This window comes from Pirellulales bacterium, assembly GCA_019694455.1.
Classification (GTDB): Bacteria; Planctomycetota; Planctomycetia; order Pirellulales; family JAEUIK01; genus JAIBBY01.
The window spans coordinates 13,532-28,964 of record JAIBBY010000036.1; the positions used below are offsets into that span (position 1 = coordinate 13,532).

Genomic DNA, 15,433 nt, shown 5'->3' on the forward strand with positions numbered 1-15,433 from the left:
ATGGCAACAGTCGCCGAAAAAACGCCCCCCCCTCCCCCGCGGATCACCAAGTCCGAAGGGCTGCGCGCCACCCCCTTCGATAACGTCGTCAGCCTGCTGGTGGCGCTGCTTATGCTGCTGGGCGTGATCGTCGGCGCGCTCTTGATGGTCTGGCTCAGCAACCGCGTCCTCACCATCCCGGTCACGCTTCCCGTGGTCATAGAAGATGTCGGCGGCGGTCGACCCGACGGCGTGGTAGGAGACAGCATGGAGCTTGACGAACCCGATGCCGAGCAGATCGGTCAACAGACCGACTTGCAACTGACGCAGGTCGAAGACACTCTCAGCAAAGTCTCGACCGTCATCTCGTCGCAGCTCAGCGAAATCGATCAACTCGTCACGCAAGACGCGCCGGCCGTCAAAAGCGGTGGCGGCAAACTGCAAGGCGACGGACGCCGCGTCGCCTACGGTTTCGGCGACGGCCCCCCCGGCATTCCGCGTTACAAACGCTGGGAAATTTACTATGCGTCGGGAGGCACCATGGAAGAATACGCTCGCCAATTGGACTACTTCAAGATCGAGTTGGCGGCGGTCGGCGGTGAGGAAGTGACCTACCTGTCGAATCTCTCGGCCCCCGCCCCCTCGCGGCGCACTGGCGCGGGCGACCAGGAAAAACGTCTCTACATGTCGTGGCGGCAAGGCAACCTCAAACAGGCCGACCGCCGCTTGCTTTCCAAAGCCGGCGTCCAGGCCGATGGCAAGCTGATCGTGCAGTTCTATTCGCCAGAAATCGAACAACGTCTCGCCCAGCTCGAAGTGGCCTTCGCCGGCAGAAAGCCGGGGCAAATCCGCCGCACCCGTTTCGCCGTGCGCAAAGCCGCCGACGGCTACGAATACTACGTGCTCGATCAAACGCCGCTCTAACCCAAAGCCAACTCTCCAACCAAGCGCCGCGCATGCTCACTGCCGACGACCTACTCTACGCCCTCGCCGACAGCAGTCTCATCACCCCCGAGCTGCTCGCCAAGCTGCGCAAGCGCGTCGACGATGCGGGCGGCAAGGTCGATCCCCGCACCATTGCCAAGTATCTCATCGACCGCGATCATCTCTCGCTCTGGCAGGCCAACCAGTTGCTGGCCGGGCGGCGCGCCTTCTACCTGGGTCGCTACAAACTCCTCGATCGCATCGGCCAAGGCGGCATGGGCGTCGTCTTCAAGGCGCGGCATGCGGTCATGGATCGCATCGTCGCGCTAAAAGTCATGTCGCGCGCCTTGCTCGACAACCCGCACGCCGTCGCTCGCTTCAATCGCGAAGTCAAAACGGCCGCCGCGCTCAACCATCCCAATATCATCACCGCCTTCGACGCCGATGCCGTCGGCAATACGCACTTTCTCGTCATGGAGTTCGTCGACGGCAAAGACCTCAACACCTGGCTGCGCGCGATTGGTCCGTTCCCCATCGCCGCGGCCTGCGAATGCGCAATGCAGGCGGCCCAGGGGCTCTCCTATGCCCATCGACAAGGCTTGGTGCATCGCGACATCAAGCCCGTCAATCTGCTCATTTCCTGGAACGCCGAAACCAGCCGCCCCGTGCTTAAAATTCTTGACCTCGGACTGGCCCGCTTTATCAGCGAATCGCACGAGGAAGGGGGCCTCACGCGGCTCGGACAAACCATCGGCACCCCCGATTACATCGCCCCCGAGGCGGCCCAAAGCTTCAAGACCGCCGACATCCGCGCCGACATCTTCAGCCTGGGCTGCGCCCTGTTCAAACTGCTTACCGGCAGGTTGCCCTACAGCGGCGACAACACGATGGAAAAGCTGATGGCCCGCAGCAGCCACGATGCGCCCTTGCTGCGTTCGCTGCGCGCCGATGCCCCCGCCGAGCTAGAAGCCCTCGTCGCCAAAATGCTCGCCCGCGATCCGGCAACTCGCTTTCAAACCCCCGCCGATCTGGTAGCCGCCCTCACACCGTTCGCCGCGTCTACCAACGGCGATCAGCAGTCGCTGGAGCTGTTTAGCCAGCCACTTGGCGAACCGGGCGGCATGGCCGCCTCGGCCATTGAACCCGACGCCGATACCAGCTTGGCCGAGTTCTTTCGCGATTGCTCCATATCTCCGGCGCGTGAGGAAAAGCCCTCCAAGCCGCGCCCCACGCTGACCGGCGACGTGCTGGAACTGGCGCCACTCGATGGAGATCCGGCGCCCGTCGCTTGGGAACCCCCTAAGCCGGACGCGCCCAAGCCGCAACTGCCTCCGCTCCCCACCGCGCCCATCGGCAAACCAGCCGCGCCCCTGCGCATTGTAGAACCAATCGACGACGACGCGCTGCTTGCGACCGACGCCGCCGATCCGGTGGAGGAACTGTTCGCCCAGCCGCGCCGCAAGCAGGCTGCGCCCCTGCGCGAGCCGCGCACGTTGCGTCCGCTGCGCAAACGCAATGCATGGGACTCCCCGTTGCTGCTGGTCGGCGGCGGCGCCCTCTTGTTGCTCATCGTGGCCGCGGTCGCGCTTACCTGGACCAATTGGCGACGCAGCGGCGACAACCTGCTCAAGGCCGCCGACGACGCCTACAAGGCGGGCTCTTTCACGCAGGCGATCGATATCTACAAGCAGTTTTTGGAAGGCAACTCGCGCCATCCAGAAGCCTCGCGCGCCAAAGTGTACGCCGCGCTCGCCGAGATGCGCCGCGCCGGCGCCGAGACGGGCGACTGGTCGAAATCGCTGGCCACTACCAAAGCTCGCCTCAACCAAATCGCCAGCGAACCGGCCGTTGCCAACGCCAAGGATGAACTCGGTTCTATCTTGTCCCATCTGGCCAAGGGACTGGCCGACCAGGCGCAGCGCCAAAAAGATCCTCAGCTTGTTGCCGGCGCTCAAGAAGCCTTGCAACTCCTCGATCAGCATGTCCCCCCCGAGTTTCGTCCCGCGCAGCGCGTCAAGGAAATCGAACACTCGCTGGAACTGACCACCCGCGACGTGGCCCGCGGCGCCGCTCTGACCAAGGCCGTCGCAGCCGTGAAGGCCGCCACTGCCCAAGGCGACACCGCTGCCGGTTACGCGCAGCGCAAACAGTTATTGCGCGACTATCCCGACCTGGCCGACGACCCCACGCTGCGACAAGCGGTCCTCAAAGTCGCCAAGGCGGAGCAAAGCGCCGTGCAGATCGATCGCGCGCCGCGCGCCGCCGAAACCACCGAACCCGCCGCCGCGATCATCAGTCCGCCAGCAAATTCCACTGGCAAGACAGCCCCCGGTGTCGAGGGGCAAGTGGTATACGCCTTCGCCGCCGGCCATGCGATTGGCGTCGATGCCACCACCGGCAGCATACTCTGGCAGCGCGGTGTTGGCGCCGATGGCGCCTTCGCCCCCGTGAGTGTGTCGTCGCAGGCCGATGCCGACGCCCTGTTGATCGACGCCAATCGCCACGAACTCTGGCGCGTCGCCCCGCGTGATGGTCAGCTTCGCTGGCGCGGTCCCCTGGTAGCGACAGCGGTCGCCCCACCGCTTATCGGCGGCAAGCACGCCTGGGCGGCCACCGCCGATGGGCGGCTCGCCGGCTTCGATCTGGAATCGGGCGAGCGCACCGTCGTCTTTACGCTCCCTCAGACACTCGGCGTCGGGCCAGCCATCGATGCCACCAGCGGCAGACTCTATCAGATCGGCGGGCATGCCAGCCTGTTTGCCCTGTCAACCGCAGCCGCCACCTGCGACGAGGTGTTCTATCTTGGGCATGATCCCGGCACCATCGTCGTGCCCCCCCTGGTCGTCAGTCGCTATCTCTTCGTTGCCGAAAATCATCTGGCCGACCGCTCGCGCCTTCGCGTCCTGCTGACCAACGATCAAGGTTTGGAAATCAAAGAAATCGCCCAGGTACCGCTCAACGGACATGTCCAGACGATGCCACAGTTAGTCGGCCGACAACTCTTCGTCGTCACCGACCGCGGCGCCGTGTACGCCTTCGAAGTCGCCAACCCCGACCAGCCACAACCGCTCGGGCCTCCGGTGCTCGCCCCAGCCACCGATGGCCAACGACGCTCGCGCGTCTTTGTGGCGCGGCCAGGTCGCTTGTGGTCGGGCGGCGACCAACTCACTGGCTACGATATTCAACTCGCCGCCGGGCGACTTGTGTCGATGGCGGTCCGCAATCAAGGCGACTCCTTCCTCGAGCCCATGACCGCCCAAAACGAAGTGGTGTTCCACTTGCGCCGCAAGGCGGGCAGCCAGGCCATCACCCTTTCGGCAATGGCCCTGCAATCGGGCGACGTCTATTGGGAGACCGATCTCCCGCCAGCCTCAACCGCAGCCGAACCGGCCGCCGCCAGCGCCTCGCAATGAACGCAACATCAACGTACAACCCGCGCTCGCTTCCATTCGGCACATGGCCACCTGCGCTGTGCATGGCGATGGCGCTTGTGGTCTTCCTCCTGACTAGGGCACAGGGGCAACCCGCGGAAGCGCCGCAGCGACTGTTCGAGCAAACGCCGCACGATCAGATCACCCTCAAAGATGGTTCGGTCATCCAGACCGAGCCCGCCAGCCTGCCCCAGCGCCAAGTTCCGCAAAAGCCCAAGCCCAGCGACAAGCTGCGCGTGTGCCTCATCGATCGTCCCGGCGAGGACTACGAGGTCCTCTGGCGCGACATTCAGCAGGTGCAGTTCTTTGAGCAGATGATCCTCGCCGAGGCCGTGCGTTTGTCTTCTTCGGGAGACATCGACGGCGCGTACGATTATTTCGACTATCTCGAACGCAATTATCCCAACATGCCCGGCCTCGAAGAGGCGATGCAACGATACCTGTACCAAGACGCCCAGGCCTGGCAACGGCGCGGACAGTTCGACTACGTGCTGGTCCTTTTGCGCCAACTTCACCAGCGCAATCCCAAGTTCCCTAATCTCGATCGGGCAATCGCGCTTGTCACCGAAAAGCTGATCGATGCCCGTCTGGAGCAAGGCGATCACGCCTCGGCTCACCTATTGGTCGAGCAACTGGAAAAAGCGTATCCGCGCGAACCCGCCGTTGCCCGCTTGCGGCAAAAGCTCACCGCACGCGCTGGGGAGCGGCTAGCCACGGCGCGGCAGCAGCTTGCCGTCGGCCAACTGCGCGCGGCGCACGATCAGGCCCGCGCGGCGCTGGCCATCTGGCCGGCCTTAAACGAAGCACGCGAATTGCTTACCGAACTACACAGCAGATATCCGGTGCTGGTGGTCGGCGTCACCGGTCCGCTCGTCGCTCCGCGCGACCGGCTCGACAATTGGCCGGCCCGTCGCGCTCGCCGCTTGCTGCAATACGAGCTAACCGAGTACACCGGCCCTGGCGCCGAAGGAGGCGTGTACGTCAGCCCGTTCGGCGCCGTCGAAAAAGGCGACCTCGGCCTGCGCGTCAGCTTCCTCTTGCGCGGCGACATTCATTGGCCCTCCGCCGCGCCGGTGACTAGCGCCGACATCGCCCGCACTTTGCTCAAGACCGCTGGCTCCGACGCAACCGCCCCTTGGCGAGAACTAGTCGAACGTGTCGATACGCCCGACGCGCAAACTGTTCATATTCGCCTGCGCCAGGCGCATCCCCATCCTGAGTCTCTGTTTCGCGCGCCGCTGCTGCCCCCCACCGACGTGCAACCCGCCGCGCTGCTGGGCCCCTTCACCCTGGGACCCGCCAGCGACCAGCAAGTCGATTATCTAGCTGCGGCCCAATTGCCACGCGCGGCGCAGTCGCCGCGTGAAGTCTCCGAGCGGCGATTCGACCGCGCGCACGACGCGCTGCGCGCCTTGGAGCGACACGAAATCGCCGCCATCGATCGCCTACCCCCTTGGGAACTCGAATCGGCTCGCGCCATCCCAGGCGTCACCGTCCAGCGCTATGCGGCCCCAACCATCCATTGTCTAGCCCCCAATCTCAACAAGCCGCTGCTCGCCAACCGCGCCTTTCGCCGCGCCCTCGCCTTCGGAATTCATCGCGAGTCGATCCTCAACGTGCAGCTATTGCGCGGCAAGGAACTGGAAGATGCCGTCGTCGCCACCGGCCCCCTGCCCACTGGCTACGCCCACGACAACGCCATTGAGCCGCGCGCCTACGAGCCCCGCGTGTCGATGATGCTGGCCTCGGTCGCCCTGTTGGAAGTGGCCGAAAACCAAAAGAAGCTCGAAAAAGCTGGGCCAACACCAGAAGAGACAAAAACCGACGAGACAAAACCGGTCGAGTCCACGCCAGTTGAATCAAATCCCGCCGCGCCGGCGGAGCCCCCTGCCGACTCGGCGCCACCTGACGCTCCCCCAACCGCCGACACGAAGAACGAACCAAAGTGCCCCCCGCTCAAACTGGTCCACCCCGGCGACGAGGTGGCGCGCCTCGCGTGCCGCACGATCCAGCGTCAACTCGCGCTCGTGAAGATCCCGATCGAATTGATCGAGCTTCCCGCCGGCCAGTCAGCGCCCCCAAATGACGACTACGACCTGCTCTACGTCGAGCTGCAAATGGAGGAGCCGCTGGTCGACGTCTTTCGACTTTTTGGCGACGACGCCCTGATGCCCCCTTCGAGCCCCTACCTGCGCGCGGCGCTCGGGCGCCTTGCCCTGGCCACCGATTGGCGCGCGGCGCGCGAGGCGCTGTTCGAAATTCACGAAGCCGTCGCCACCGAGGTGTCGCTGATTTCCCTCTACCAATTGCCTGAATTCTTCGTCTATCGCCGCACGATCTCCGGCATCGGCGAGCGCCCCGCGTCGCTGTACCAAAACATTACCGCCTGGCAAACTCAGGTCGATCTCCCAGAAGCCGATTAACGATGCGCGCCGCCGCAGGCATAACTTGGATTCGCGCGCTGGCGCTGCTCGCCTTCGCCAGCACGGCTGCTCCGCTGCGCGCCCAGTCGTTGATCGAGTTCGATCCCTATCGCGTCCGCCTGCTCGTCGCCGTTGAGGCCGGCGATGCCCCGGCCCGCGCCAGCGAAACCTTATCCCGCCGCGTCACCGAACAGGTCGAAGCCTACATCGGCGCCCGTTGGTCGCTCGAAATAACATCTGCCGCCGAGCCCTTGCGTACCGCCATGCTCCAAGACTTGGCTGCTGTGCAAATCGACGCGCTTCCCGCCGGTTGGCGCGAGCCAGACAAATTGCTGCTCGCCACACTGGCCGGCGCCGCCGGCGATTGGCGCTGGAGCGTTCGCGAGCTGGATGTGCCGACCGAATCGTGGAGCGCTGTGCTCCAGCAGAGTACACCGGATGAGCGCGCCCTGGGCGAAGTCGCCTTTCAATCGCTGCTGGCCGTTTTTCGTCCGCTTGCCGGGGTCGAATCGACTGAGCAGGACTTGGCGCAACTTCGCTGGCGCGCCGGCGCGTTGCCACCGCGCGATCCATCGCTGGCCTTCGTCCAGCCCGGTCTGCTCGCCCGCCCCATCATTCGCGTCGTCGACCGCGACGGCGCCACTCGCAAGACACAACTCATTGATTGGACCTACCTGATCGTCGAGTCGCTCCAAGACGGCAAAGGCCCCGCCCGCGTTTATACCGGTCTGCGCAGCCCGCTGGCCGGCAAGCGCCGCGGACGCGTGCAACTCTGGGCCCTGGCTGTTGGCAATGTCAGCGGATCGACGCGGCTGGTTCTCGCCGCGCGCAGCGCGGATGCCAAGCCACTCTATGGCTACGAAATCTACGCGCTGCGCCCCGGCCAGCCAGAAACCACGCTCATGGGCTACACCAATCGATCCGGCTCGCTCGAAATCCCACCCGGCCCCGATCCGCTCCGCTTGCTGCTGGTCAAGCATGGCAACGAAGTCCTGGCCCGCCTGCCGGTGGCCCCCGGCGTGTTGCCAAGCGTCACGGCGTGCCTCGCCGACGACGATCCACGACTCCGCGCCGAAGGCTTCATTCTCGGGCTGCAAGAACGACTGGTCGACGCCGTCGTGCGGCGGCAAGTGATGTTGGCTCGACTCAAACTGCGAATCGACCAAGGCGAACTCGACGAGGCCGACAAGCTCATGGACCAGTTGCGCCGCCTCGACAGTCAACAACAGTTCCTGTTGGCGCTCGACCAGCGTCAGCAAAAGGCGCGCTCCGACGATCCCTCGGTCCAGCGCAAGATCGAGCGCATGTTCTCGCAGGCCCGCGAACTGATTGGCCAATACCTCGATCCGGCGGAAGTGAATCGCGCCGAGTTGGAGCTAGATCAGGCTCGTCGCGGCGGGCCGCCGCCAGCCACGGCGCCGCCCGCCGTAACCCCTCCGCAACCTATGCCCGCGACAGGCGCCGCGGCCGCGCAGGCCACGTCCAAAACTAAGTGAACCGTTATCCGTCGCCATTCTCACGCCGATAGCGCCTTCGCCAGCGCCGCGTTCATCGCCGCTTCGCTTCCCTGTGCCACCCAGCACCAATCCCCCAGGTTGCCGTCTCCTTCCTGCCAGGCGCGCTCGATCGGCACATAGCCCGTGGCGCATTCGCCGTAGCCCGCGCTCACGACAAACGCGTCGGGCGCTAGCGACTGTGCCTTGAGTTGATACTCCACGTACGACTCTCCCGGCAGCAGCACCAGCCGCGCGCCCCCCAAATCGAGCACCGGCATATCAAGCGTATGCCCCGCATCGGCGCGGGCACGCCATGCCAAACCCATCGCGGCCAGACAGCGATCAAACGGGCGCGGCCCCTCCTTGAGTCGCCGCTGCAGGTCCTCCACCGTAAAGCCGGCCGTGTCGCGCGGCTCTAGCCGCAGCGGCGTGTGCGACAATTCAATCTGCTCCAATGGTTGCCGCTGCGTCGTATCCCAGGCCTTGCTCATCGCCGCATGCATCCGCCCGGTCAATACGGCCCTATTTTCCGGTGCTCCGTCGTTGTGTCGCCCAGCGGTCACGTTGCCACTCGCGCCCGATAGATAAATCTGATGCACGCCCGTTTCGCTTTGTCGCCGATTGCGCGCCAGCCCCACAAAGTCGCAAGAGATGCCCCCCTGTCCGTAGTAGCTCATCGGGTGCGTGGCGTACGCGCTGATCGCCGCCACCGGCGCGTCGCCATCCCAAAAGCTGATCGTCTTTAACCACGGATCTATCGTTCCTAGTTCCGCGTTCCGCGCCACCGCATCGCGGCAAGCGCTGGTGCGATCGAACCGCAGCGAACCGTCGGGCAAGTGATAGCGGCGATTCGAGGCCACGTCTCGAACCTCCGCCTGGCCGACGCCCAGATGCGTCACGCGCCTGGGCGCTTTAAGCGCTTCACTCAGCGCCCGGCGAGTCGCTTGCACGGCCCGCTCATGAAACGACAGGTCGCACACGCTCGCTCCCGCGCCCGACGCCTCCAACAAGCGCTGCGCAGCCAGGTCGGCCACCGGCGCATCGTGCTGATGCACCGAACTGACCAGCACACAATCGGGCGATGTCTGCGCCGCTTCGGCCAGCGCTTCGCGCCAGCGGTCAAACGCCTCGTTCCGAATCTCGCACCAGTCCACGGCCACCAGCACCACTGGCTGCCTGCCCCCCAGCAGCACTACGCCGCAGGCGCTCAACGGGTCGTCAACGCGCGCCGCGGCCTGGATGCCTCCCCCCATGCACGGATGCCCGATCGGAATGGTCACGTCCGCCACAAATGGCGCCAAAGCAAACTCGCCGCTCCCGGCCCGCGCGCGAGCCGGCCAGGGGTTCGCCAGCGCCAGGCCAGCCGTCAATACCGAGCCCTTCAAAACGGTCCGTCGCGGCAGCAAGTCTTGCGGCATGAGCAAAGTTCCCCAGGACAGTGGCGGGCCAAATTGCTTGGCCCGAAAAGAGCTAGTTCACCATGCCTTAGCGCTCGATTCAACTCGCGCGGCGCCGAACTTTGTCTCGCGGCGGTTGTCCAGAAACACAGCTTCTCTACACTGGTTGGTTTCCCACTTCCTCCCCGTGCCAGGTCCATGGTCCATAACGCGCCCGTCAAAACGATTACGCACAAGGGCCTGACGATCGAAGGCTACTCGCGCGCCGCGGTGCAAACCTACTGGCGCGTGCCAGAGTTCAAGCTCGGTTTCGATCTTGGCGCCCAGCCCTGGTCGTTCATGGGCACAGAAAACTGGTTCGTCTCCCACACGCACCTCGACCATCTCGCCGCGCTGCCGGTTTATGTCGCTCGCCGCCGCATGATGAAGATGGAGCCCCCCACCATCTATCTGCCAGAGCACGCCATCGACAGCGTTCAGCGCATCTTAAAGCATTTCACTCGGCTCGATCGCGGACGGTTGCCGTGCAATCTGGTCCCCACCAAGCCCGGCGACGAGATCGATCTCAGCCGCGAGCTGGTCGTTACCGTCGTCCCCACCAAACACACCGTCCCTTCGCTCGGTTTCATTGTTTGGGAGCGCCGCCACAAGCTCAAGCCCGAGTTTCACGGTCTGGCGGGCGAGCAGATTCGCGATTTGAAATTTTCCGGCGTCGAAGTCACCGGCGAAACTCGCATGCCGCGCTTAGCCTATATCGGCGATAGCGCGCCCGAAGGGCTCGACAATAATCCCGCCATGTTCGAGGCCGAGGTGTTGATCACGGAACTCACCTTCGTCGCACCGGGACATCGCAAGGAAAAGATTCACAAGTTCGGCCACATGCACCTGCACGACTTCGTCGAACGTCGCGATCGCTTTCGCAACGAGCTGATCATCGCGTCGCACTTCAGCACGCGGTATCATCAACGGGAGATTCGCTCCTGGATAGAAAAAGGCCTCCCCGACCTGATCGACGGCCGCTTGCATCTCTGGCTCTAACACCGCCCATCACGATGGCCAACCAGTTTTTGCTCACGCGCCGCGCGTTCCAAAAAGGCGTGCTTGCCGCCGGCGCTGCCATGGGCGCATCGCCACGGATTCGCGCCGATCAAGATTCGGCGCCGGCTGGCCGCTATGTCGACGTCCACACCCACCTCGGGCAAACGTGGAACAGCACGCAGCCCCTCTCGGCCGAAGAACTGCTTCGCTGGATGGACGCGTCCGACATCGCGCAGGCAGTGGTGCTCCCCTTGGTTTCGCCCGAGGCTAGCAGCTTTCCGCTCACGTCCGACTTTGTCCTGGCGCAGACCAAGCCCTACCGCGACCGCCTGATTCCCTTCTGCGCGGTCGATCCGCGCGCCTCATTTTCTGGCGGCAAGCAGGGCCTGGTCGCCATGCTCAAAAAATACCAAGACGCCGGCGCACGCGGCTTCGGCGAGCACAAGCCCGGCATCCCCATCGACGACCCGCGCAATTTGCAGGTCTTCGCGGCCTGCGGCGAAGTCGGGCTCCCCGTGCTGTTCCATCTCGACGAGCAGCGCAACACAGACCAGCCAGGGCTCCCCGGCCTGGAGCGCGTGCTCAAACAATGCCCGCAAACCATCCTCATGGGGCACGGGCCGGGCTGGTGGGCCTCCATCGGCGGTGGCGTCTCGGCCGCCGATCTAGCGGGCTACCCCCGCGGCGCCGTAGCCCCTGGCGGGGCGATTGACCGCCTCATGGATCACTATCCCAATCTCTATGGCGACCTTTCCGCCGGCAGTGGCGCCGGCGCCATCAGTCGCGACCTCGACTTTGGACGCGAGTTCCTCATCCGCCGCGCCGATCGACTGATGTTCGGCACCGATTTTTTATCTCCGGGCCAAGACGTTCCGCAACTGGAATTGTTTCGCCAGATCGAACTCCCTGCCGATGTCGCAGCCAAAATCTTCCGCGACAACGCGCGCCGGCTCCTGCTGGCTCCCGCGTGAATGGCGATGAGTCTAGCTCGCTGTCGCTGCCGAGCCGCGCCATGAGCGAACCTCAACCCTTGCCTCCGCCGCGCGCCGCCTACATCCATGTGCCCTTCTGTCGGCATCGCTGCGGCTATTGCAACTTCACGCTCGTCGCCGGCCGCGACGGCTGGATCGACCGCTATCTCGCCGCGCTAGAACAAGAACTGAGTCGCCTGGAACGTGCCCAACTGGTCGAAACCCTCTTCTTTGGCGGTGGCACGCCCACCCATCTGCCGCCGGCCCAGTTGGCTCGGCTTCTGCAACTGGCGCAGCGCTGGTTTCCCTTGGCGCCCGCGGGCGAGTTCAGCGTCGAGGCCAACCCATGCGACATCACCCCCCAGCGCGTCGCCCTGCTGGCCGAACACGGAGTCACCCGACTGAGCCTTGGCGCGCAATCTTTCGACGCCGCCAAGTTGCGACTGTTGGAGCGCGATCACTCCGGTCCCGACATCCGCCGCGCCATGCAATTGGCCCACGAGCGTTTTGCCTCCGTCGCGCTCGACCTCATCTTTGCCGCGCCGAGCGAATCCCTTGCTGCCTGGCAGCGCGATATCGCGCAGGCCGTGGAACTGGCGCCCCATCACATCTCCACCTATGGGCTCACCTTCGAGCGCGGCACGCGCTATTGGAGCCGACGCCAACGGGGCGAACTGATCGAAACCGACGACGAAACCTGGCGCGACATGTACGCCTACGCCATCGATCGTCTCGGCGCCGCCGGCTTTGAACACTACGAAGTTTCCAACTTCGCGCGGCCCGGGCATCGCTGCCGCCACAACGAAACCTACTGGTCGGGCGGCGAGTACTTTGCCGCCGGGCCCGGCGCGGCCCGCTATGTCGGCGGCCGCCGCGAGGTAAATCATCGCAGCGTCTCCACCTGGATGAACCGCGTGCTCGCCGGCCAGTCGCCAGTCGCCGAGTCAGAAACCCTGTCCGCCGAGGATCGCGCCCGCGAATTGCTGGTGTTCGCGCTCCGCCGCATCGCCGGAATCGACCCGCGCGAGTTTGCGCAGGACACTGGCTACACCGTCGCAGCGCTCGGCGGCGACGCCCTACGGCGACATCTGGAGTTGGGCACGTTGCGACACGCTGGCGACCGGCTCCAACTCACCCGCGAGGGGCTATTCGTCAGCGACGCCATCTGGCCCGACTTTTTGCGCCGCTAGCGCACCCTTCAGAACGCACACCTCGGTACGCTGCAGAACGGCAGGTTGAGGGTCAAAACGGAGGCAGGCGCCACGTCGACAACGGCCGTTCTGGAACCGGCGATGCTTGGGATATCGCTGTGGCCGACCTTCGTTTCTATTCCGAACGCCCTTCGCGCAGCGCGTCGAAATACTCCTTCGCGTGGCTCTGGCTGTCGCGCGGCAGTCGTTGGCCGGTCAGCGGATCGGCCGCTTCGCTCTTGGCCTCCTCAAACTGCGTGGCGATCTCTTGCTGTACCCCGCCCTTGATATTGGGGCCGTCGACAAAATCGACGATCTGCGCCGCGCCGCGCCCCGTCTTTTGCTTCACCGCCGTGTCGTAGGCGTTGGTCTTCTCTTGTTGCTCTGGGCGGGGACCCTGTCCACGGCCGCGTCCTAATCCCTCGCCGGGACGCATACCTTTACCCTGGCAATGGCCGCAGCCCATGCCGCCGCACTTCTTGCAGTTCATCGAATCCTTGGCCTGATCGATTTCGTTCATCGCCTGGTCCAGCAACTCCGCCTCGGCCATCTCGGACTGCAGGTCCTCCAGATCCGACTGCATGTCGCTCAACTGCTTGCCCGCCCCTTCGGCGTCCCCCTGCTTCATGCACTGTGCGCACTGACCGAGTTTTTGCGCCAACTTCTGCATTTGCTTTTGTTGACTCTGCTGCTGGTTCAACTCGTCCAACTCGCGCTGCAACTGGTCGGCCTCTCCCTGCTTGCCCGCCGCGCGCTTCTCGGCGATTCGTTGCTTCAAACGCTCCTTGGCCTGCTCCCGCGCCTCCGCCATTTGCTCAAGCTTCTCGCGCATTTGCTCTAGTTGCTTAGTCAATTGCTCGCGAGCTTTCTCGTCCAACTTGCCGGCGGCCAATTCCTTCTTGAGTTTCTCCAACTCCTGAATCGCCTGCTTCAAGTCGCCTTGCTTTAGCGCCTGCGCGAACTTGTCCGCCGGGCCGCGATCCAGGTTCTTCATGTTGTTGAGTTGCTGTTTGAGCGACTCCGACCCCGCCAGCTTGTTGCGCCGCTCCTCCAGCTCCTGCGAAAGGTCGTTCAGCTTGGTCAACGCCTGCTTCTTGTCCATGTTCGCCGGCTTCTGCAAATCGCGCTGCGTGGCCTGTTCCAGTTTTTGAAACAAATCCTCGGCGTCCTTGAGTCCTTCCTTTTTGGCCTGCTCGCGCCGTTCAGCCAGTTTTCTGTCGAGTTGCTTGATCGATGTTTGCACCTGCTTTTTGGCCGCGACCGGCGTGGTGCTAGCCGCTGCCTGTTGCTGCGGCGCCAGCGACAGCACGAACAGCGCCACCAGCATCGCGATCGTCGCCGGCGCCAATGGCAACAGCGACCAACGATTGAGCGACCAGCGGAACCGTTCGGCGATGTCCACCGCGCCTGCCCGCCGCATGGCGTCGTTCATCAGGGCGCGTCCGGCCGCAGTCTCGCGATCGGCCGCCGACAACGCCAGCGCCGTCGATACGCGCTCTTTGAGACCAAAGCGGCGATCGATCTCCATCGCCGCGTCGAGCGCGCCGCGCCGCGTGTATAGGGTCCAGCAAAACGCGGTCACCAGTCCCAATGTCGCGCCAGCGCCCAGCCAGACATACGCCGACACGCCCAGCGGCCAGCGCTTGTCCACCAAGATCACCAGCGCCGCCACCAACAGGCCGCCAGTCAGCGCCCAGGTCAGGGCCAACAGCCAACGCTCGACCATCAGCCGAAAATACGCCCGCCGCACTTGTCGCTGCAGTTGATCCACAGTCGCCGACTCCTTGCCCGCCCCGCCCTTACTACGGCCGCTGCCTTGCCTCTATGACTTTACCGACTTAACCGCAGTGCCGGCCACCTAATTTTACCAGCGCGCACAAACGTACACATCCTCCATTGCGATCGCCAGACGGCCACGACTTCGTCGCCTGTCCCGCGAACTCCACGGTCGCCAACTGGCGTGGCCGAACGCGTCCCAACTGCTATGCTTGCCTATATCGCTCCGTGGAAGAGCCAAGCCCTGAGGGGCGCAAGCCGCTGATCGCTCGCTGCCAGCGGCGGCGACTCCGCTGCTTGTAGAGCTACACCAGGTTATCGCGTGTCCGCCACGGTCGCCGCACAACCCACGCTGCTCCCCAGCCTCGACCAGCGGCCAAACGCCGACGTCGTGATCTACGACGGGCATTGCCGCATCTGCACTGCGCAGATCGAGCGCCTGGCACGTCTCGACCCCGCCGGCCGACTCGCCTATCTCTCGTTGCACGATCCCGAAGTGTCGCGCCGCTATCCCGATCTTTCCCACGAGCGGCTGATGCAGGAAATGTACGTGGTCGACCAGCAAGGTCGTCGCCACCATGGCGCCGAGGCCATCCGCCATCTCTCGCGACGATTGCCGCGACTTTGGTGGCTAGCGCCCCTGTTGCACCTGCCGGGCACGATGTCGCTTTGGCAATGGCTTTATCGCCAAATCGCCAATCGACGCTACCGATTTGGCCGCGTCGAGTCGTGCGATGGCGGCACATGTCATCTACATGGCCGCGGGTAGACAAGGTCACGCGGCAGTGGCAGCGGCCCAAAACAGGCC

At 64.5% G+C, this 15,433-nt stretch carries 10 protein-coding genes; 8 read left to right on the top strand and 2 right to left on the bottom strand.

The genetic code is table 11. The annotated features are described in order from the left end of the window. From K1X71_14560 to K1X71_14575, 4 genes are read left to right on the top strand one after another with little or no spacing between them, the layout of a single operon-like run. Complete coding sequence (locus K1X71_14560; protein ID MBX7074365.1) at nucleotides 1–903, top strand: hypothetical protein; 903 nt, start codon at nucleotides 1–3, stop codon at nucleotides 901–903. A 32-nt stretch (nucleotides 904–935) separates the two neighbouring features. Next, the gene (locus K1X71_14565; GenBank protein MBX7074366.1) at nucleotides 936–4,316 is read left to right on the top strand and encodes a protein kinase; all 3,381 of its coding nucleotides are present in this window, start codon (nucleotides 936–938) and stop codon (nucleotides 4,314–4,316) included. Continuing rightward, nucleotides 4,313–6,757, top strand: coding sequence for a hypothetical protein (locus K1X71_14570; GenBank protein MBX7074367.1), 2,445 nt, complete (start codon nucleotides 4,313–4,315; stop codon nucleotides 6,755–6,757). Before K1X71_14565 ends, K1X71_14570 begins: the two co-directional genes overlap by 4 nt. A 2-nt stretch (nucleotides 6,758–6,759) precedes the next feature. After that, a complete protein-coding gene (locus K1X71_14575) occupies nucleotides 6,760–8,253 on the top strand; it encodes a hypothetical protein (protein MBX7074368.1) in 1,494 nt (497 codons plus the stop codon). 20 nt (nucleotides 8,254–8,273) lie between these two features. Here the strand turns inward: K1X71_14575 and K1X71_14580 are convergent, their stop codons facing one another. Then, complete coding sequence (locus K1X71_14580; GenBank protein ID MBX7074369.1) at nucleotides 8,274–9,671, bottom strand: hypothetical protein; 1,398 nt, start codon at nucleotides 9,669–9,671, stop codon at nucleotides 8,274–8,276. A 177-nt stretch (nucleotides 9,672–9,848) separates the two neighbouring features. Here K1X71_14580 and K1X71_14585 point away from each other — a divergent pair, with 177 nt between their 5' ends. From K1X71_14585 to hemW, 3 genes are read left to right on the top strand one after another with little or no spacing between them, the layout of a single operon-like run. Next, nucleotides 9,849–10,688: a metal-dependent hydrolase gene (locus K1X71_14585; GenBank protein ID MBX7074370.1), complete on the top strand. Its 840-nt coding sequence runs from the start codon at nucleotides 9,849–9,851 to the stop codon at nucleotides 10,686–10,688. Nucleotides 10,689–10,717: 29 nt separating this feature from the next. Then, nucleotides 10,718–11,659, top strand: a complete 942-nt coding sequence (locus K1X71_14590) for an amidohydrolase (protein ID MBX7074371.1) — start codon at nucleotides 10,718–10,720, stop codon at nucleotides 11,657–11,659. A 41-nt stretch (nucleotides 11,660–11,700) separates the two neighbouring features. After that, entirely contained in the window at nucleotides 11,701–12,849 is a 1,149-nt protein-coding gene (gene hemW / locus K1X71_14595; protein ID MBX7074372.1) for a radical SAM family heme chaperone HemW, read from the top strand. A gap of 136 nt (nucleotides 12,850–12,985) precedes the next feature. Here hemW and K1X71_14600 read toward each other — a convergent pair whose 3' ends face one another. Further along, a complete protein-coding gene (locus tag K1X71_14600) occupies nucleotides 12,986–14,620 on the bottom strand; it encodes a hypothetical protein (protein ID MBX7074373.1) in 1,635 nt (544 codons plus the stop codon). Nucleotides 14,621–14,947: 327 nt separating this feature from the next. On the opposite strand from K1X71_14600, the gene K1X71_14605 reads away from it, so the two are divergent. Beyond that, on the top strand, nucleotides 14,948–15,394 hold the full coding sequence (locus tag K1X71_14605) for a DUF393 domain-containing protein (protein MBX7074374.1): 447 nt from the start codon (nucleotides 14,948–14,950) through the stop codon (nucleotides 15,392–15,394). The last annotated feature ends 39 nt before the right edge of the window (nucleotides 15,395–15,433 follow it).